17 protein-coding genes, 1 tRNA gene and 1 pseudogene are annotated in these 19266 nt (G+C 67.0%); 5 read left to right on the forward strand and 14 right to left on the reverse strand.

Translation table 11 applies throughout. From position 1 onward, the window contains the following. A partial coding sequence (hrpA, locus tag F3J10_RS26515; RefSeq protein WP_167243357.1) for an ATP-dependent RNA helicase HrpA occupies positions 1-3369 on the reverse strand: 3369 nt, incomplete at its 3' end. Between the two features lie 23 nt (positions 3370-3392). Between hrpA and argA the strand changes: the two genes are divergently transcribed. The 3 genes from argA to F3J10_RS26530 all read left to right on the forward strand — a co-directional run bounded on the left by argA (position 3393) and on the right by F3J10_RS26530 (position 5531). Continuing rightward, complete coding sequence (argA, locus tag F3J10_RS26520) at positions 3393-4760, forward strand: amino-acid N-acetyltransferase (protein WP_025101747.1); 1368 nt, start codon at positions 3393-3395, stop codon at positions 4758-4760. A gap of 46 nt (positions 4761-4806) precedes the next feature. Continuing rightward, the gene (locus F3J10_RS26525) at positions 4807-5082 is read left to right on the forward strand and encodes an oxidative damage protection protein (protein ID WP_013698775.1); all 276 of its coding nucleotides are present in this window, start codon (positions 4807-4809) and stop codon (positions 5080-5082) included. Between the two features lie 374 nt (positions 5083-5456). Next, positions 5457-5531, forward strand: a tRNA-Val gene (locus F3J10_RS26530). Positions 5532-5648: 117 nt separating this feature from the next. Here the strand turns inward: F3J10_RS26530 and F3J10_RS26535 are convergent. The 8 genes from F3J10_RS26535 to F3J10_RS36575 all read right to left on the reverse strand — a co-directional run bounded on the left by F3J10_RS26535 (position 5649) and on the right by F3J10_RS36575 (position 12708). Then, positions 5649-5933, reverse strand: a complete 285-nt coding sequence (locus F3J10_RS26535; RefSeq protein WP_240155716.1) for a hypothetical protein — start codon at positions 5931-5933, stop codon at positions 5649-5651. Between the two features lie 93 nt (positions 5934-6026). Continuing rightward, positions 6027-6518 (reverse strand): hypothetical protein, encoded by a 492-nt coding sequence (locus tag F3J10_RS26540; protein ID WP_167243358.1) that lies wholly within the window; start codon positions 6516-6518, stop codon positions 6027-6029. Between the two features lie 8 nt (positions 6519-6526). Continuing rightward, on the reverse strand, positions 6527-7090 hold the full coding sequence (locus tag F3J10_RS26545; RefSeq protein ID WP_167243359.1) for a hypothetical protein: 564 nt from the start codon (positions 7088-7090) through the stop codon (positions 6527-6529). Between the two features lie 486 nt (positions 7091-7576). Beyond that, entirely contained in the window at positions 7577-8137 is a 561-nt protein-coding gene (locus F3J10_RS26550) for a DUF2846 domain-containing protein (protein WP_167243360.1), read from the reverse strand. A gap of 120 nt (positions 8138-8257) precedes the next feature. Continuing rightward, positions 8258-9685, reverse strand: a complete 1428-nt coding sequence (locus F3J10_RS26555) for an aspartate aminotransferase family protein (protein WP_166915751.1) — start codon at positions 9683-9685, stop codon at positions 8258-8260. A 42-nt stretch (positions 9686-9727) separates the two neighbouring features. Further along, positions 9728-11062 carry a glutamine synthetase family protein gene (locus F3J10_RS26560; protein ID WP_013698778.1) on the reverse strand — a complete coding sequence of 445 codons (1335 nt, stop codon included), beginning with the start codon at positions 11060-11062 and terminating at the stop codon, positions 9728-9730. Between the two features lie 67 nt (positions 11063-11129). Then, positions 11130-11900 carry a gamma-glutamyl-gamma-aminobutyrate hydrolase family protein gene (locus F3J10_RS26565; RefSeq protein ID WP_167243361.1) on the reverse strand — a complete coding sequence of 257 codons (771 nt, stop codon included), beginning with the start codon at positions 11898-11900 and terminating at the stop codon, positions 11130-11132. 682 nt (positions 11901-12582) lie between these two features. Further along, positions 12583-12708, reverse strand: a complete 126-nt coding sequence (locus F3J10_RS36575) for a hypothetical protein (RefSeq protein WP_275691711.1) — start codon at positions 12706-12708, stop codon at positions 12583-12585. Between the two features lie 54 nt (positions 12709-12762). Between F3J10_RS36575 and F3J10_RS26570 the strand changes: the two genes are divergently transcribed. Then, positions 12763-13314, forward strand: a complete 552-nt coding sequence (locus F3J10_RS26570; RefSeq protein ID WP_013698781.1) for a cupin domain-containing protein — start codon at positions 12763-12765, stop codon at positions 13312-13314. Positions 13315-13372: 58 nt separating this feature from the next. Beyond that, positions 13373-14860 (forward strand): aldehyde dehydrogenase, encoded by a 1488-nt coding sequence (locus F3J10_RS26575; protein WP_167243362.1) that lies wholly within the window; start codon positions 13373-13375, stop codon positions 14858-14860. Positions 14861-14947: 87 nt separating this feature from the next. On the opposite strand, the gene hutG is transcribed toward F3J10_RS26575, so the two are convergent. From hutG to F3J10_RS26600, 5 genes and pseudogenes are all read right to left on the reverse strand, one after another. Further along, positions 14948-15751, reverse strand: coding sequence for an N-formylglutamate deformylase (gene hutG, locus F3J10_RS26580; RefSeq protein ID WP_167233429.1), 804 nt, complete (start codon positions 15749-15751; stop codon positions 14948-14950). A gap of 32 nt (positions 15752-15783) precedes the next feature. Next, on the reverse strand, positions 15784-17160 hold the full coding sequence (locus F3J10_RS26585) for a formimidoylglutamate deiminase (protein WP_084152643.1): 1377 nt from the start codon (positions 17158-17160) through the stop codon (positions 15784-15786). Between the two features lie 19 nt (positions 17161-17179). Then, positions 17180-18403, reverse strand: a complete 1224-nt coding sequence (gene hutI / locus F3J10_RS26590; RefSeq protein ID WP_167243363.1) for an imidazolonepropionase — start codon at positions 18401-18403, stop codon at positions 17180-17182. 19 nt (positions 18404-18422) lie between these two features. Beyond that, complete coding sequence (locus F3J10_RS26595; RefSeq protein ID WP_025101736.1) at positions 18423-19052, reverse strand: HutD family protein; 630 nt, start codon at positions 19050-19052, stop codon at positions 18423-18425. 11 nt (positions 19053-19063) lie between these two features. Then, positions 19064-19266, reverse strand: a pseudogene (locus F3J10_RS26600) (urocanate hydratase); the annotation flags it as partial.

Here is a 19266-nt window from a genome sequence, read left to right on the forward strand (position 1 = left end):
GGCGCCCTCGGCCGATTCGCCGGCCGGCGCCAGCGTGGCCGCCGCGGCGATCTTCTGGAAGTGCTGCTGCGCCTGCGCGCCGAGTTCGCCGCGCAACTGGGCCAGGTTGCGGCCCATGCCGAGCTGCCGCCCATGCTCGTCGATCACCTTGAAGTTCATGAACAGGTGGGCGGCCAGCGTTTCCAGCTTGAAATCCGAGGATTTCATGGCGATCTGCGTCTGGTTGCGGATATCGCCGATCAGCACGTCGAGCAGCGCGCCGGCGCCGAAGCGCTCGCCGCCCGCGCGCTCGACGAAACCGGCCGCAAACTCGGGCAGCGGCACGCAGTGGCGGCGCAGCTTCTGCGGCAGCGACTTCAGCAGCAACTGCACCTTCTCCTTGAGCATGCCCGGCACCAGCCACTCGGCGCGGCGCGCGTCCACCTGGTTCAGGGCGTAGAGCGGCACCTGCAGGGTCACGCCGTCGCGCGGCGAGCCGGGCTCGAAGTGATAGCTCAGGCCCATCTCGACGCCGGCCATGGTCAGCCGCTTCGGGAACAGGTCGGTGGTCACGCCGGCCGCCTCGTGGCGCATCAGGTCGTCGCGCGACAGGTACAGCAGGCGCAGCTTGTCCTCGGGCTGGCCGCTCTTCCTTAGCTCGTCGCGATACCAGCGCTCGAAGGCCGCGCCGGTGTGGATGCCTTCGGGGATCGCCTGGTCGTAGAAGCCGTGGATCAGCTCGTCGTCGACCAGCACGTCCTGGCGGCGCGACTTGTGCTCGAGCTGCTCGATATCGGCCAGCAGCTTGCGGTTGTGGGCGAAGAAGGCGAGCTTGGTGTCGAACTCGCCGTCCACCAGCGCGCCGCGAATGAACAGCTCGCGCGCGCGCCGCGGATCCTGCCGGCCGAACGCCACGCGGCGGCGGTTGTAGATGATCAGGCCATACAGCGTGCCGCGCTCGTAGGCGCTCACCTGGGCCGGCTTCTTCTCCCAGTGCGGCTCCGAGAGCGAGGTCTTGAGCAGGTGCGCGCCGATCTTCTCGACCCATTCGGGCTCGATTTTCGCAAGGCAACGCGCATAGAGGCGGCTGGTCTCCACCAGCTCGGCGGCCATCACCCAGCGCCCGGCCTTCTTGACCAGGGCCGAGCCCGGCCACAGATGGAACTTGATGCCGCGCGCGCCCAGGTAGTGCGGCTCGTCGTCGGCCTTCATGCCGATATTGCCCAGCAGGCCCGTGAGCAAGGACAGATGCACCTGCTCGAAGGTCGCCTCGACCTCGTTCAGGCGCCAGCCGTGCTCGCGCACCACCGTCAGCAACTGGCTGTGGACGTCGCGCCACTCGCGCAGCCGCAGGTGCGAGAGGAAGTTGGCGCGGCAGGCGTCCACCAGTTGCCGGTTCGACTTCTTGTGCGCCACCGCCTCCTCGAACCAGCTCCAGATCCGCAGCCATTGCAAGAATTCGGAGCGCTCGTCGGCGAACTTGCGGTGCGCCTGGTCGGCCTGCTCCTGGGCCTCGATCGGCCGGTCGCGCGGGTCCTGCACCGACAGCGCGCTGGCGATGATCAGCACCTCGCGCAGCGCCTGCTGGTCGCGCGCGGCCAGGATCATGCGGCCCACCCGCGGATCGAGCGGCAGCCGCGCCAGCTCGCGGCCGAGCGGGGTCAGCGCGTTGTCGTCGTCGACCGCGCCGAGCTCGTTGAGCAACTGGTAACCGTCGGCGATCGCGCGGCCCGGCGGCGGCTCGATGAAGGGAAAGGACTCGATCGAGCTCAGGTGCAGCGACTTCATGCGCAGGATCACGGCCGCCAGCGAGGAGCGCAGGATTTCCGGATCGGTGAAGCGCGCACGCGCCAGGTAGTCGGCTTCCTCGTAGAGGCGGATGCAGATGCCGTCGGCCACGCGGCCGCAACGGCCGGCACGCTGGTTGGCGGCCGCCTGCGAGATCGACTCCACCTGGAGCTGCTCGACCTTGTTGCGATAGGAATAGCGCTTGACGCGCGCCAGCCCCGTGTCCACCACGTAGCGGATGCCCGGCACGGTCAGCGAGGTTTCGGCCACGTTGGTGGCCAGCACGATGCGGCGCGCGTTCGAGGCCTTGAACACGCGTTCCTGGTCGCCCGCCGAGAGCCGCGCGAACAGCGGCAGGATCTCGGTATGCGGCGGATGGTGCTTGCGCAGCGCCTCGGCCGCCTCGCGGATCTCGCGCTCGCCGGGCAGGAACACCAGCACGTCGCCGGGGCCCTCGCGGCACAGCTCGTCGACCGCGTCGACGATGCCGTCCATCAGGTCGCGCTCGGCCTCGCGCGCGCTCTTCTGGCGGTCGCGCCCGGAGGCGGCGCCCTCGGCGTTGCGGATCGCGGCCGGGCGATCGTCGGCGATCGGCCGGTAGCGCATCTCGACCGGATACAGGCGGCCGCTGACCTCGAACACCGGCGCCGGCTTCTCCTCGCTGCCGAAATGGCGCGCGAAACGCTCCGCGTCGATGGTCGCCGAGGTCACGATCAGCTTCAGGTCGGGGCGCTTGGGCAGGATCTGCTTCAGGTAGCCGAGCAGGAAGTCGATGTTGAGGCTGCGCTCGTGCGCCTCGTCGATGATCAGCGTGTCATAGGCGCGCAACAGCGGATCGGTCTGCGTCTCGGCCAGCAGGATGCCGTCCGTCATCAGCTTGACCGAGGCGCCGGGCGCGAGATTGTCGGTAAAACGTACCTTGTAGCCGACCACCTCGCCGAACGGCGTGCCGAGTTCCTCGGCGATGCGGCGGCCGGTGGACGAGGCGGCCAGCCGGCGCGGCTGGGTGTGGCCGATGAGGCCCTTGCCGCCGGCGCCGAGCCCGCGGCCGAGCTCGAGACAGATCTTCGGCAACTGGGTGGTCTTGCCCGAACCGGTCTCGCCGCAGACGATCACCACCTGGTTGGCGGCGATCGCGCGCGCGATCTCCTCGCGCTTGCCCGAGACGGGCAGGCTTTCGGGGAAGCTGATCGGCGGGATCGGGTTGGGCGTCACCGGCGCACGCGCGGCGCGCGGCTCCCGGGCTTCACGCGGCTCGCGCTGTTCGCGCGGGGGGCGGGCTTCGCCGCCCTCGGCCCTGGCGCGCGCCTCGCGGCCCCGGGCATCGTCCTTGCCCTGGCCGCCCTGGCGGGGTTCGCGCGGCGGCTGGCCGGCGCCGGTCTCGCGCTCCTGGCGCGGCGCGCGCGGGGGCCGCTCGGGCTGTGCCTGGCCCGGGCGGGTGTCTCGAGCGGAGGAGGAAGGCGCCGAGGGCGCGGCTTGCGGCGCACGACGCGGCGGCTGCGATTGCGACGAGGGGGACGCGGGGGACGCCGCCGGTTGCGCGCGTTCGCCGGCCTGCGCATCCGGGTGCTTCGGTGCGGAGCTTTTGGGTACATTCGACATGGGGGCGCATTATAATCCCGCCCATGAATTCCCAAACCGACCTCCCCGCCGCCCCGGCGCCGTCGCCCGTCGACGCGACCGCGATCAGCCACGCCCAGTTCGTCGACTGGATGCGCTCCGTCGCGCCCTATATTCACAAGTTTCGCAACAGCACCTTCGTGGTCGGTTTCGGCGGCGAGGTGGTGCAGCAGGGGCTGCTCAACGCGCTGGTCGCCGACATCGCCCTGTTGCAGGCGATGGGCATCCAGATCGTGCTGGTGCACGGCTCGCGGCCGCAGCTCGAGGAACAGCTGAGCCTGCACGGGGTGGAATCGGAGTTCTCGCACGGGCTGCGCGTCACCGACGCGCGCGCGCTCGAATCCTCGAAGGAGGCGGCCGGCGAAGTGCGTCTGGACATCGAGGCGGCGATCAGCCAGGGCCTGCCGAATTCGCCGATGGCGCATGCCCACATCAGCGTGGTGTCGGGCAACTTCGTCACGGCGCGCCCGGTCGGGGTTCTCGACGGTGTCGATTTCCAGCACACCGGCGTGGTGCGCAAGATCGATGCGGAATCGATCCGCCACTCGCTGGCCAGCCGCAAGCTGGTGCTGCTCTCGCCGCTGGGTTTCTCGCCGACCGGCGAAGCCTTCAACCTGTCGATGGAGGATGTCGCCTCGGCTGCCGCGATCGCGCTGCGCGCCGACAAGCTGATCTTCCTGACCGAGGCGCCGGGCGTGCTCGACGGCGACGGCGAGCTGATCCGCGAAATGTCGCTCGACGCGGCCGCCGACCTGCTCGATTCCGGCAATGTGCAGGGCGACGAGGCCTTCTACCTGAAGCACGCGGTTCGCGGCTGCCGCGGCGGCGTGGCACGGGCGCATCTGCTGCCCTACTCGCTCGACGGCAGCGTGCTGCTCGAACTGTTCCTGCACGACGGCGTGGGCACCATGATCTCGTACGAGAACCTGGAAAGCCTGCGCGAAGCCACGCCCGACGACGTGGGCGGCATCCTCACGCTGATCGAGCCGCTCGAGACCGATGGCACCCTGGTACGGCGCGGCCGCCACCAGATCGAACGCGACATCGACCACTTCTCGGTGATCGAGCACGATGGCGTGCTATTCGGCTGCGCGGCGCTCTATCCGTATACGCAGGAGAAGATCGGCGAGATGGCCTGCCTGACCGTGGCGCCCGAGGCGCAGGGCTCGGGCGACGGCGAGCGCCTGCTCAAGCGCATCGAGCAGCGCGCCCGCGCGCGGGGCCTCACGCGCATCTTCGTGCTCACCACCCGCACCGAACACTGGTTCCTCAAGCGCGGCTTCGTCAAGGCGACCGTCGACGACCTGCCCGAGGACCGCCGCAAACTCTATAACTGGCAGCGCAAGTCGCTCGTGCTGATGAAGCACCTCTGAGCGGCGCGACGCGCGCCACCCCAGTCGATCACAGGAGAAGTCAACGATGACCCGTATGGTTCAATGCGCCAAGCTCGGCAAGGAAGCCGAAGGCCTCGATTTTCCGCCGCTGCCGGGCGAACTCGGCAAACGCATCTATGAAAGCGTCTCGAAGGAAGCCTGGCAGGGCTGGCTCAAGCAGCAGACGATGCTGATCAACGAGAACCGCCTGAACATGGCCGACCCGCGCGCGCGCCAGTACCTGGTCAAGCAGACCGAGAAGTATTTCTTCGGCGACGGTGCCGACCAGGCCGCCGGCTTCGTGCCGCCGACCGAGGGCTGATCGCCTTCCCTGCTTTCCCTGCTTCGTCCGCGTGGTGCATTGGCGCCGCGCGGACGGGTCCTCCCCTCTTCTGCTGTTCCCTCTCCCCCTCGTCCCAGCACCTCGCCAAGGCATGCCGATCGGCCAGCCCTGACGCGCTCGACTCCATCGGTTCGACGCCGTCTGCCTTCCGCCATCCCGCGCCATCCCGCGCTCCGGCGACAAATTCACATTCATGCAAAATAACGCTGGAAAAAAGTGAACGATGACGCTAGAATCACGCCTCGATTCGCGTTACGGCACTGCCAAGGCACGGATCGCATCCCGCCGGATGGAATGAGACGAAAATAAGGCTTGACGCAGTAACGAAGCCCCGTCACAATTCAAGGCTCTTTGGGCGGTTAGCTCAGCGGTAGAGCACTGCCTTCACACGGCAGGGGTCACTGGTTCGATCCCAGTACCGCCCACCAAAGAATTCGCCGATTCAGGCATGAAAAAAGCCCTGCACTTGCAGGGCTTTTTTCATTTCGGCGTGGATATGCACCAAGGCGCTCTTCTCCATACCAAGCTAGTTCGGCAGCAGCCATTCAAGCCTTGCCGCGCTGTCCCTTGCGCATTGCGTCAACGCGGACCAGAGCCGTCTTCATGACCGCCTCATGGTCAAGGCTCGGACGTGGATCGTCGATGGCTTCCTGCATCTGCTCGCGCAACCACTGATCGTAGGCAGCCGCCAAGCTGCGAGCAGGAAACACCTCCACTGCCAGCCAAGTTCGTCGACGACTTCCAGGATCTTGAACGGGTTTCGAAATGCGCCCAGCTGACATCCGTTCGATATCTCCGGCGCAGCGATCCCGGCGCTTCAAGCTCGACATAGAATGCGTCGCCCTCGGCCTTGAGAAGAGTAGACAGGCATACCCCGCTTGAGCCCTTCGCAGCAGCCTGCGACACACCACTGGACAGTGCGGCTACTCATCTTGAGTCTTCAGGAAAATTCTGTTGTATCCAAAAATTCCATCGTGATGATACACAAACATGATTTGTCCAAGGCGGGCATTCATTAAATTATGATCACCGGAATACAGAGGATTGGGTTCTTGGGTGATCGTTCCTCCACGCACCCACTGGAAAGCCCAATCCGCGACATTCAGCATATAAAGGCATGGATCAGACGTAATATCTTTTCGACGGCCATCGCCCGTAACCAACTCGAGCTTTACCTTGATACTTCCACCTCTCGGAACAAAAATCGAATTTTGTTCGATAAACCGCCTCGCCAAAATCGAATCGGTAATGCCGGCAGCCTCCATCTCAGCCTCACCCTTGTAAACAACGCCATTAACACTCACTTCGATCAAAGCGTTTTGCTTTTCATCAAGGCCCTGTGAAAAAGAGCGCTCACCAATCGAAAAAAACAAGATCGCCAAACAAATAAATTTCAGGTAACGAATAATTTTCATAGCAGATCTCAATTCGACTCAACAGGAAGACCATTCTTATTACGGTACGTGATACATTGCCTCCTCACGTCATCACGCAACCATTGCACGATCTTGTCGGCTATCCACGCAGCAACCGGACCATTTTTCTTACTCACACAGTGAGTAATCGTCTCCCCGATAGAGTTCCAGTCTGAAATCGTTCCGCAGCCATTTTTGTTGAGAGCATGCTGAAGATCAGTATTGATATGATATGCAGCCATTCTTGCCTCACAATACTTTTCCGTCACCACACTCGGCAACTCTCGCGACAGCGTCCCGCAAACCCTCATTATCTGCTTCCAGCGACCACCACTTTCCACAAACGGCAAAACAAAATCAGGGACAACAGCGTCGAGCCATTGCTTGTCCTGCAATTCATCTTTTTTCAAGCAGGAGTCTTTCGCGATACACGTCTGATTGACGACGAATCCGTTCGTTAGTGAACCCGGCGTCTGTGGAATCTTCCCCAGAGCCACAACCGTGGCATAGCAAACGTCGCCACAATAGGCCGTGATATACGTCGTTCCTGCTGTGCAATAGTAGGAACCCATTCCCGTATCCGCAACAGCAGCATTGAGCTCACAGGAACTTGTCCCGGGAACCGCCCCTGACTTCTCGAACAAAGGATAACAAACCCTATCGCCATTAATAGCCATTGATTCGTCAGCGACAAGCATCGATATTATCGCCACCGCCACCGCAATCCCGCCCCTTGAAAAATTCCTCCCAATCACGTTACCTCCATATCGTTTTCCATGAAAGTCGATATAGAGGCTAACCAAGCCCACATCAGATTTAATTTTGATTAGTCAGAAAATCACCGGCATGCGCTATCAAGCCCTCCGCCTCCAGGTATCCACTGACTGACAAACATCACAACACGTCGCCAACCAACGAAATCCGAGTCGAGTGCAGCTTTTGGCGCAATTTATTCCTCGCACCTCCCCCCGCTTCCTGGACATTCCATTGATATCAACAAAAACGGCTCGAATCCCAGGATTCGAGCCGTTTTCTCTTCGCCATACCTGCCCCGCGCCCTACTGCGTCTTCGCCACCGCGCTCCCCGGCCCGCTCCCGACATACCGCAGCATCGACAATTCCTCGCGCGCCTTGCCCGGCTCGCGCTCGAGCGAGGGCGTGAGCGGCCCCGCAATCAGCGCGAACGGCACCTGCATCCGCACATACCTGGTTTCCCCCGGCGCCACGTCGACCGTCAATGGCTTGTCGGGCGCGCTGGAGGTAGTGATCGTGTATTGCCCCGCCGGTTCGTCCAGATAGAAGAAGCCGCCATTGGGCATCACACCCGCCGGCTTGTCATTGACCTTCACCTGGTCGCCGCTCGCGCCGCCGAGCTTGGCCGAGTTGCGGAAGAAGACGATGCGTCCCTGCCCCGCGGCCGGCGACGGCACCGACGCCCACATGTCGCGATAGATCGGTTTCTGCGGCTCCGACGACGCGCATCCCGCAATCGCGATCGTTGTCGTCAGCACCGTCACCGCGCCGCTGGCCCGCCAGTTCCACCTCATCGTGATGCCCTCCGGATCGTGTTCGTTGATGCGAGAGGCCGGCCTCGACCGGCCAGCCCTTTCAATCAGCATAGACGATCCATCCCGGCATCGCGACGAGCGTCGTCGCCACGCGACGCATCTTTGACAATGCGAAACAATCGCGCGTCGCGCAGCCGCGGCCGCGCGACGCCGGCATCGAGAACAACGGCCTCAAGCCGCGCCGATCTGCTTCGCGGTCGCGGCAATCGCGCGCGCGGCCTTCTCGACGATCTCGTCGACATCCTCCTTCGAGACCACCAGCGGCGGCGACAGCAGCATCCGGTCGCCGGTCGCGCGCATCACCAGGTTGCCGTTGAAGCAATGGTCGCGACAGAGGGTGCCGACCTCCCCGCCGTTCGCGAAACGGCGGCGCGCGGCCCGGTCCTCGGCGAGCTGGATGCCGGCGACCAGGCCCGCTCCGCTGATCTCGCCGACGATCGGGCTGCCGTCCAGCGCCTCGCGCAGGCGCTGCTGGAAATACGGCCCGATCTCGCGCTTCACGCGCTCGACCACGCCGCCGTCGCGCAACACCTTCAGGTTGGCCACCGCCACCGCCGCCGCCACTGGATGGCCCGAATAGGTCATGCCGTGGTTGAACTCGCCGTTCTCGATCAGCGCATTGGCGATGCGGTCCGACAGCGCCACGGCGCCCATCGGCACATACCCGCTGGTGAGCCCCTTGGCGAGCGTCATCAGGTCCGGCGTGAAGCCGAAATGCTGGTGCGCGAACCATTCTCCGGTGCGCCCGAAGCCGCCGATCACCTCGTCGGCGATCAGCAGCACGTCGTACTTGCGGCAGATCCGTTCGATCTCGGGCCAGTAGGTCGAGGGCGGCAGGATCACGCCGCCGGCGCCCTGGAACGGCTCGCCGATGAAGGCGCCCACCTGGTCGGCGCCGAGTTCGAGGATCTTCTCCTCGAGCTGCCGCGCGCGCGCTAGGCCGAACTCCTCGGGCGTCTGGCCGGCCGGCGCCTCGCCGAAGAAATACGGCTGGTCGATATGGACGATGTGCTCGACCTTGGAGGGCATCTGCTCGTGCATGTAGTCCATCCCGCCGAGCGTGCCGCCCGCGATGGTCGAGCCGTGATAACCGTTGCGACGCGAGATCACGTACTTCCTGCCGGGCTGCCGCTGCGTGAGCCAGTATTGGTGCACCACGCGCAGCACGGTGTCGTTGCCCTCCGAGCCGCTGTTGCAATAGAAGAAATGATTGAAGCCCGGCGGCGTGATCTCGGCGAGCAGGGCCGAGAGCTCGATCACGGGCGGATGCGTGGTCTTGAAGAAGGTGTTGTAGAACGGCAGCTCGCGCAACTGCCGAGCGCCGGCCTCGATCAGTTCCTCGCGGCCGTAGCCGACGTTCACGCACCACAGCCCGGCCATGCCGTCGATGATGCGATTTCCATCGGAATCCTGCAGATGCACGCCGTGCGCGCTCACGATCACGCGGCTGCCGGCGCGATTGAGCGCGCCCATGTCGGAGAACGGGTGCAGGTGGTGGGCCGCGTCGAGCGCGCGATATTCGGCGCTCGAGCGCGCGGCGGCCTTGGCCGGTGCGCGCACGGTCTGGACATAGGCGGATTCGCCGATGCGTTGGGTCATGATGGGTCCTCCGTTAGGCGGCGCGCGAGCGCCGCGATTGCGTTAGACATGCAGCAGCAGATGACGGCGTTCCCACGAGCTGATCACGCGGAAAAACGCCTCGTACTCGGTTTCCTTCAGCGCCAGGTAGGCCTTCACGAACTTCTCGCCGAGGATCTCGGCCAGCGGCGTCGAGGCGGCCATCAGCGTGAGCCCTTCCTCCAGGTTGCGCGGCAGTTGGTACGGCAGGCTGTAGCCGTCGGCCGCGAGCGGCGCGGTGGGTTGCAGCCCCTGCGTGATGCCCAGATAACCTGCCGCGAGCGTGCCGGCCAGGGCCAGGTAGGGGTTGCAGTCGACGCCGGGAATCCGGTTCTCGATGCGGCGCGCGGCCGGCTCCGCATGCGGGATGCGAAAGCCCACCGTGCGATTGTCGTAGCCCCATTGCACGTTGATCGGCGCGGCCATGAAGCGCGACAGCCGGCGATACGAGTTGATGTAAGGCGCGAAGATCGGCATCAGCGCCGGCGTGTATTTCTGCAGGCCGGCCAGGTAGTGGCGGAACATGTCGGTCGATTCGCCCTTCGCGTCGACGAACAGGTTGCGGCCGCTCTCGACGTCGACGATGCTCTGGTGGATATGCATCGCCGAGCCCGGCTCGTTCTCCATCGGCTTGGCCATGAAGGTGGCGTACATGTTGTGGCGCAGCGCGGCCTCGCGCACGGTGCGCTTGAACAGGAACACCTGGTCGGCCAGCGACAGCGCATCGCCGTGCTGGAAGTTGATCTCCATCTGCGCGGCGCCGACTTCATGGATCAGCGTGTCGATATCGAGCCCCTGCATGTCGCAGTACTCGTAGATGTCCTCGAACAGCGGATCGAACTCGTTGACGGCCTCGATCGAGTAGGACTGCCGGCCGGTCTCGGCGCGGCCGGTACGGCCCACCGGCGGGCGCAGCGGCAGGTCCGGGTCCTTGTTCATCTCGACCAGGTAGAACTCGAGCTCGGGCGCCACCACCGGGCGCCAGCCCTTCTCGCGGTACAGGTCGAGCACGCGGCGCAGCACGTAGCGCGGCGAGATCGCCACCGGCGAGCCGTCGAAGTGCACGCAATCGTGGATCACCTGGGCGGTGGGGTCGACCGCCCACGGAATCAGGCAGATGGTCGAGGGATCGGCCACGCACACCATGTCGGGATCGGTCACGCCCGACAGCGAGCCGTCCTCGGGATAATCGCCGGTGACGGTCTGCACCATCACGGCCTGCGGCAGCCGCATCGATTCGCCGGTCTCGAACTTGTTGCGCGGGATGATCTTGCCGCGCGCGATGCCGGCCATGTCCGGAATGATCGCCTCTACCTCGGTGATCCGGTGCTGCTTCATGAAGTCGTCAAGGTCTTGCATAGGAGCCTCGTTGGGTGGGCACCGACGCGTTCGTGTTCCTTGGACGCGCCGGCACACGGCGGCCCTGTCAGGCCGCGATACGTCTTCGGGCCCGGCAGCCTTCGCCGAACGCCGAAAAAATGGCCCGCGACAGCGGGTTCCGCGCAAACTGCCATTCCGGATGCCACTGCACGCCGAGCGCGAAGGCACGCGCCTCGCGCACGCCGACCGCCTCGATCAGCCCGTCGGGCGCGACCGCCTCGATCGTCAGCCCGTCGCCGAGCCGATCGATCCCTTGCGCATGCAAGGAATTGACCTGGACCTCGGCCGCGCCGCCCGCGAGCCGCGCCAGCAAGCCGCCCGGCGCGAGCCGCACCGCATGCGCGGGCCCGTATTGGCGATCGAGCGGCGCGGACTTGTCCTCACGGTGATCGAGGAAACCGGGCAGTTCCTGCACGCGCTGATGCAGGCTGCCGCCGAACACCACGTTCAGCTCCTGCAGGCCGCGGCAGAGCGCCAGCACCGGCACGCCGGCCTCGATCGCGGCGCGGATCAGCGGCAGCGTGGTGGCGTCTCGCGCCGCATCGTGCAAGGTGCCGGGCGCACTCACGACGCCCGCGTAGCGATGCGGCTCGACGTTCGAATAGCTGCCCGTCAGCAGCAGCCCGTCGATCGAGGCGAGCAGGTCGTCCACCGGCTGGCGATCGCCGAGCGCGGGCAGCACGAAGGCGAGCGCGCCGGCGCCATCGACCACCGCGTCGATGTATTTCTCGCCGGCGGAATGCACCGGGTGCGGGCCGGCCATCGAGCGATCGGCGCTGATGGCGACCCGGGGCCTCCCGGGAAGGTGTTGGATCATCTTGCTGCCTCCGGTTCGATGCACGCGACGGCACGCACCACCTCGCGGCAAGCGGGCGGACGCGCGTCTTCGCGGCAACCGCGCGCGCCGGAGCGGCCGCGCGGCGACGGTTCGGATCTACATGGGCAGTCGCGGTTGACCAGCGCTGCATGCCGGCTCGGCGGGATGCAAGGGCAAGCGCCCGCGATGCGGGAACGGCAATCCGGCGCATGCGAGCGCGCAAGCGCGGCACGCACGGGGCCGGAAGCAGGAATCGAGGCGCTAGGGCAACAACGAAGCGGCGTGATACGGCCGCAGCGCATTGTGCGCACGGGCCGTGCCGACATTGAAACGGCGCACGCAACGCCGGGAAATGACGACGAAGATAGGCAGGCTTGGGCTAGCGCGATACTCGCCGCAGCCGGTTTCGGGGGACACGGCGACACGCGGCGATGCCGCGTACCGACTTCGGTCCCGACTGACCAGGGGGCCTCGGACTCTCACGATCACACTCGACTGACTGTTTAAAGTATTGAACGCGTCGAGCCCCGCGGGAGATGGATTCGCACGAGCGCTCGACACGCCGGCTGGCCGTCGGTGGCGATCGGTGCACTGCGCGAGTCGCGCAAACTGGCGTCATTCGGGCCAGAGTGATCGGCATGACGGCTTGCTGGGGTTTAGCTTAACGTATTCCCGGACGGCGTCAATCGCCTTTCAAAATTCCAAGCCGGGTATTTACCCTGAGCCCGTTCGTCGCCAGCCCGCTTAAAATATTCGACAGCCCCGGCGAGCCGACAGCGGCCTCACGACGATTTTTCCAGCCGCGCATCGTCCGGATTCCGAACCGTCCAGCCGCTCGCCGCCGGCGAGCCGGAGCCGTCCGATGTCCGTCGAAGTCGCCACGCGCCTGCAGTTCATCCGCAAGAAGCACGGCCTGTCGCAACGCGAACTCGCGAAGCGCGCGGGCGTCACCAACGGCACCATCTCGCTGATCGAGCAGAACCGCGTGAGCCCCTCGGTCGGCTCGCTCAAGAAGCTGCTCGAATGCATCCCGATGAGCCTGGCGGAGTTCTTCACCTTCGAGTTCGAGGACGATGCGCCGGTGGTGTGGCGCCGCGACGAGATGCCGAATCTCGGCGACGAGGCCACGCCGCGCTACCTGGCCGGCGCGACCGTGCGCGAGCGCGCGATCACCCTGCTTCGTCAGGTCTACGAACCGCTCGGCGATTCGGGCGAGCAACCGCTCCAGCATCCGGGGCAGCTCGGCGGCATCGTCACGGCCGGGCAACTGGAGTTGATCGTCTCGGGCCGCACCTGGCGGCTCGATCCGGGCGATAGCTATTATTTCGAGGGTCGCCTGCCCCATCGCTTCCGCAACCCGAGCGCCGATACGCGCTGCGAATTCGTCTCGGCCGCCACGCCGCCGACCGATTGATCCATCCAGCGCTCGACCGCGCGGCCGCGCGCCGAGCCTCACTGAACAGGACCCGCCCATGACCCATACCTTCGCCGACTGGCAGCGACTCGCCGCCTCGCTAGAGATCGAGGGTCGCGCCTTCGTCGACGGCGCCTATCGCGATGCCGCGAGCGGCCGCCGCTTCGACTGCGTGAGCCCGATCGACGGCCGCGTGCTCGCCCACATCGCCGACAGCGGCGCCGAGGACGTCGATGCCGCCGTGGCCGCCGCGCGCCGCGCCTTCGACGGCGGCGGCTGGTCCGGCCTCGCGCCGCGCGAGCGCCGCACCATCCTGCTGCGCTTCGCGGCCGCGCTGCGCGAGCACCAGGACGAACTGGCCGTGCTCGAGACCATCGACGCCGGCAAGCCGATCGCCGATACCACCTCGGTCGACATCCCCGGCGCCGCCTATTGCGTCGAATGGTTCGCCGAGGCGATCGACAAGATCGGCGGCGAGGTCGCGCCGGTCGATCCGAAGCTGGTCGGGCTCGTCACGCGCGAGCCGGTAGGCGTGGTGGCGGCCGTGGTGCCCTGGAATTTTCCGCTGCTGATGGCGGCCTGGAAGTTCGCGCCGGCGCTGGCGGCCGGCAACAGCGTGGTGCTGAAGCCTTCGGAGAAATCGCCGCTGACGGCGATCCGCGTCGCCAAGCTGGCCTTCGACGCCGGCATTCCCGCCGGCGTGTTCAACGTGCTGCCGGGCGGCGGCGAGCCGGGCAAGCAGCTGGCGCTGCATCGCGACGTCGATTGCCTGGCGTTCACCGGCTCGACCGCGGTCGGCAAGCAGATCATGCAATACGCCGGCCAGTCGAACCTCAAGCGCGTCTGGCTGGAGCTCGGCGGCAAGTCGCCGAACATCGTGCTGCCCGATTGCCCCGACCTGGACCGCGCGGCGGCCGCCGCGGCCGGCGCGATCTTCTACAACATGGGCGAGATGTGCACGGCCGGCTCGCGCCTGCTGGTGCACCGCGAGATCCGCGAGCTGTTCGTCGCCAAGCTGCTGGAAGCCGCCAAGGCCTACCAGCCCGGCCATCCGCTCGACCCCGCCACCTCGATGGGCGCGATCATCGATCCGATCCAGCTCGAGCGGGTGCTCGGCTACATCGAGACGGGGCAGGCCGAAGCCAGGCTGCTGACGGGCGGCAAGCGCGTGAAGCAGGACAGCGGCGGTCTCTATGTCGAGCCGACCGTGTTCGAGACCGAGGCGAATACGCGGATCGCGCGCGAGGAGATCTTCGGGCCGGTGCTGTCGGTGATCGTGTTCGACACGGTTGACGAGGCGATCCGGATCGCCAACGACAGCGACTACGGGCTCGCGGCCGCCGTCTGGACCGGCAGCCTGGGCACCGCCCACGAGGTATCGCGGCGGCTGCGCGCGGGCACCGTCTGGGTCAACTGCTACGACGAGGGCGGCGACATGAACTTCCCGTTCGGCGGCTACAAGCAATCCGGCAATGGCCGGGACAAGTCGCTGCATGCGCTGGAGAAATACACCGAGCTGAAATCGACGCTGATCCGGCTGCGCTGAGCCTGCGGACGATCGGCAAGACAAAGCGGCGCGTCACCCTTCTCGGGCAACGCGCCGCTTTTTATCGCGCCGTCAGCCGATGCCGGATCAGCGATACGCCAATGCCGTCTTCAGCAGCGTTTCGAGCAAGGGCGCGACCGCATCGGCCTTGCCTTCGTCGTAGGCATAAGGACGCGTCTCGTCCATGTAGGTGATCTGCGCGAGCTCGAGCTGCACCGCGTCGACCTTCGCATCGGGCGCTCCATACTGGCGCGTGATGTAGCCGCCCTTGAAGCGCCCGTTGGCCACGGCGGTATAGGCGCCATGCCGCGTGACCACCTCGGCCAGCGCCTCGCCAAGCCCCGGCGCCGCGCTCGCGCCGTTTGCCGTGCCGAAGTTGAAGTCGGGCAGCCGCCCCTCGAAGAAGCGCGGCACCTGCGAGCGGATCGAATGCGCCTCCCACAGCAGCACGCGGCCATGCTCGGCGGCCAGCCGCGCGATCTCGCCCTTCAGCGCCGTGTGATACGGCAACCAGTAGCGATCGCGGCGGCGCATGATCTCCGCCTCGTCGGGCTGGCCGCCGGCGGGATACAGCGCTTCCTTGTCGAAGGTATCGACCGGCACCAGCCCCGTGGTGTCCTGGCCCGGATACAGGTTCGCATTGTCGGGCGGCCGGTTCAGGTCGACCACGTAGCGCGCGTTGGCGGGCACCAGCACCGAGCCGCCCAGCTCGCGCACGAAGCCATACAGGCGTTCGAGGTGCCAGTCGCAATCGTCGACGTGGGCGGCCACGGGCGTCATGGTCCGCGCGATATCCTCGGGCAGGCGCGTGCCCGCATGAGGAATCGAGACGAGCAGCGGCACGCTGCCCTGGTGCAGGGTGAAAACGGCGGGTTCAGCAACGGCATTCATCGGTTCGAGATCCTTGTCGAGGGGCGCGCCGTTCAGCGCAGCAGTTCCGCGAGCGCGCGGCGGTAGCCGGCGTAGGCCTCCGCCTCGTCGCGATGGCGGCGCGCATCGACCACGCGCTCGCCGCCGGTATAGACGTCGAGCACGGGCGTGTCGCCATGCTCGGCGAACACCACGCCCGACAGCCAGCTCTCGCTGCCGCGCTCCATCAGGCTGGGGTGATCGGGATCGAACACGATCCAGTCGGCGCGGCTGCCCACGCGCAGCGCGCCGACCGGCCGGCCGCTGGCGCGGGCGCCGCCCTCCAGCGAGGCCGCGAACAGCATGTCGGCGACATGCGGCTGCGCCGCATCGGCCAGCACGTTGCGCTCGCGACGCACCAGCCGCTGGCCGTATTCGAGCAGGCGCAGCTCGGCGCGCCAGTCGACGCTGGCATGGCTGTCCGAGCCGATGCCGATCGCGCCTTTCCTGGCGAGGTAGTCGACGGCCGGGAAGATGCCGTCGCCCAGATTCGCCTCGGTGGTCAGGCACAGGCCGGCCACGGCGCCGCTGGCGGCCAGCGCGGCGGTTTCCGCCTCGTCGACATGGGTCGCGTGCACCAGGCACCAGCGCGCATCGACCTCGAAGCCGTCGAGCAGCCGCTGCACCGGGCGCATGCCGGTGGTGCGCAGGCAATCCTCGACCTCGGCGGTCTGCTCGGCGATATGGATATGCACCGGCGCATCGGCCGGCAGCCCGGCCAGCAGCACGCGCAACCCCGGCTCGGAGACCGCGCGCAGCGAATGCGGCGCGATGCCGTAGCGCAGCCCCTCATGCTCGGGCACGGCCGAGCGCAGCGAATCGAGCAGCGAGAGCAGGCCTTCCGAGGTGTTGATGAAGCGGCGCTGGTCCTCGCGCGGCGGCTTCTCGCCGAAGCCGCTGTACTGGTAGGCGACCGGCAGCATGGTGATGCCGATGCCGGTCTCGCGCGCCGCGTCGACCACGCGCCGCGCCAGCTCCTCCTGGCGCGGATAACGCTCGCCGTCCTGCATGTGATGGACGTAGTGGAATTCACAGACCGAGGTGTAGCCGCACTTCAGCATCTCGACATAGAGCCAGCGCGCGATCGCGCCGAGCGCGTCGGGCGTCAGCTTCAGCGCGAAGCGGTACATCAGGTCGCGCCAGCTCCAGAAGCTGTCGGACGGATTCGCCCGGTATTCGGTGAGCCCGGCCATCGCGCGCTGGAAGGCGTGCGAATGCAGGTTGGGCATGCCCGGCGCGAGCGGGCCGCGCGCCCGCGCGACGCCTTGCGGGCATGCCACGCCGGCGCGCACCTCGGTGAGCATGCCGCGCTCGTCCCAGCCCAGCAGCACGTCGCGCTGCCAGCCGCCGGGCAGGAAGGCGTTCTCGGCAAACAGCATTGCCTGATTCATCGTGAGGATCCCTTCGAAATTACACGGCGTCGCGACGGAACACGGTCGCGCCGCGCTTGACGACACGCTCGCAGAGCGGCCGTCCGAACCAGTAGGCCAGCTCGGCCAGCGAGGCCACCGGCCAGGCCGCGAAGTCGGCCGCGCGCCCCGCCGCCAGCAGGCCGTGGCGGTCGGCGCGGCCGAGCGCGGCGGCTGCGTGGCGCGTCACGCCCAGCAGCACCTCGGGCACCGTCATGCGAAACAGCGTGCAGCCCATGTTCATGGTCAGCAGCAGCGAGGTGAGCGGCGAGGTGCCGGGATTGTGATCGGTGGCGATCGCGATCGGCACGCCGTGGCGGCGCAGCAGATCGAGCGGCGGCAGTTGCGTCTCGCGGATGAAGTAATAGGCGCCCGGCAGCAGCACGGCCACCGTGCCGGCGGCCTTCATCGCCTCGATGCCGGCCTCGTCGAGATACTCGATGTGGTCGGCCGACAAGGCCCCATGACGCGCGGCCAGCGCCGTGCCGCCCGAGTTCGACAACTGCTCGGCATGCATCTTGACCGGCAGCCCGTGGCGGTGCGCGGCCTCGAACACGCGCTCGCTCTGCGCTAGCGAGAAGCCGATCCGTTCGCAGAACACGTCGACGGCATCCACCAGCCCTTCGGCGGCCAGCGCCGGCAGCATGGTGTCGCAGACGAGATCGATGTAGTCGTCGGCGCGCCCCGCGTATTCGGGCGGCAGCGCATGCGCGCCGAGAAAGGTGGTGTAGACGTCGACCGGGAAGCGTTCGCCGAGCCGGCGCGCCACGCGCAGCATCTTGCGCTCGCTGGCCAGCTCCAGCCCGTAGCCCGACTTGATCTCGATCGCCGTCACGCCCTCGGCCAGCAGCGGCGCGAGCCGTGCCGCGGCCTGCGCGAACAGCGTCGCCTCGTCGGCCTCGCGCGTCGCGCGCACCGTCGAGACGATGCCGCCGCCGCGCCGCGCGACTTCCTCGTAGCTGGCGCCGGCCAGCCGCAGCGCGAACTCGTCGGCGCGCTGGCCGCCATAGACCAGGTGCGTATGGCAGTCGACCAGGCCCGGCGTGACCCAGGCGCCGCCGAGGCTTTCACGCGCCCAGCCGGCGTAGGCGTCGGGCAGCGCCGCGCGCGGGCCGAGCCAGGCGATCGTGCCGTTGGCATCGACGGCCAGCGCCGCGTCGGCAATCGTCTCCTCGGGATCGCCCGAGGCGCAGAGATTCAGTTGATGCCAGACAGTGGGAGTCATCGTTTCATGCAGCCCTGGTTCATGCGGCCGTCCCGGCCGCCTTCGGAGTCAGTTCGATACAGAGCAGCGCGCCTTCGCCGCGCACCGAGCCAGTGATAGCCGTGCCCGGCGCACCTTGCGCATCGATGCGCAAGGTATCGAGCGCGCCGAGCACGACGCTTCCCGCCTCGCCCGCGCCGTCGATCGACACGCTGGGCGTGCCGCTCGCGCAAAACAGCAGCACGGTCGCGGCGCTCGAATCGATGCCTGCGCCATCGGCGAGGATCGAGACTCGCCCCGTCACGGCCGAGCGCCGCGTCATCAGGTTGAAGTCGCGGGTCGGGCCGTCGTTCAGCTCGGCCGACAAGGCCAGCTCGCCGTCGAAGTCGAAGCGATCGAGCGGCGCGGCCAGCAGGCGCCGCGCGCCGTCCTCGCCGATCAGGCTCATGCCCGCGCCCGAGAGCAGCACCAGGGTGCGATCGATGCCGGGAAAACGCGAGAACGGGCCGGGCTGCGCCACGTCGGCGACGCTCACGCGCCACGCGAAACCGTCGAGCGAGGCGCCCGGCGGCTGCGCCGCGATTTCGCGCGTCACCCCGCCGCCGTTCTTCCACGGCGAGGCGACGAGCTGTTCGGCCCGGATCAGCGAGAGTCGAAGCGGATGAGTCATGGTGCGTTCGCTCAGCGTCCCAGCATCGGCAGCTTGAGGCCGGCCTCGCGCGCGGTTTCCTGCGCGAGTTCGTAGCCGGCATCGGCGTGGCGCATCACGCCCGTGGCCGGATCGTTGAACAGCACGCGGCCCAGGCGCTCCTTCGCGGCATCCGTGCCATCGGCCACGATCACCACGCCCGAGTGCTGCGAGAAGCCCATGCCGACCCCGCCGC

Source organism: Burkholderia sp. Cy-637, from assembly GCF_011753175.1.
Lineage (GTDB): Bacteria > Pseudomonadota > Gammaproteobacteria > Burkholderiales > Burkholderiaceae > Burkholderia > Burkholderia gladioli.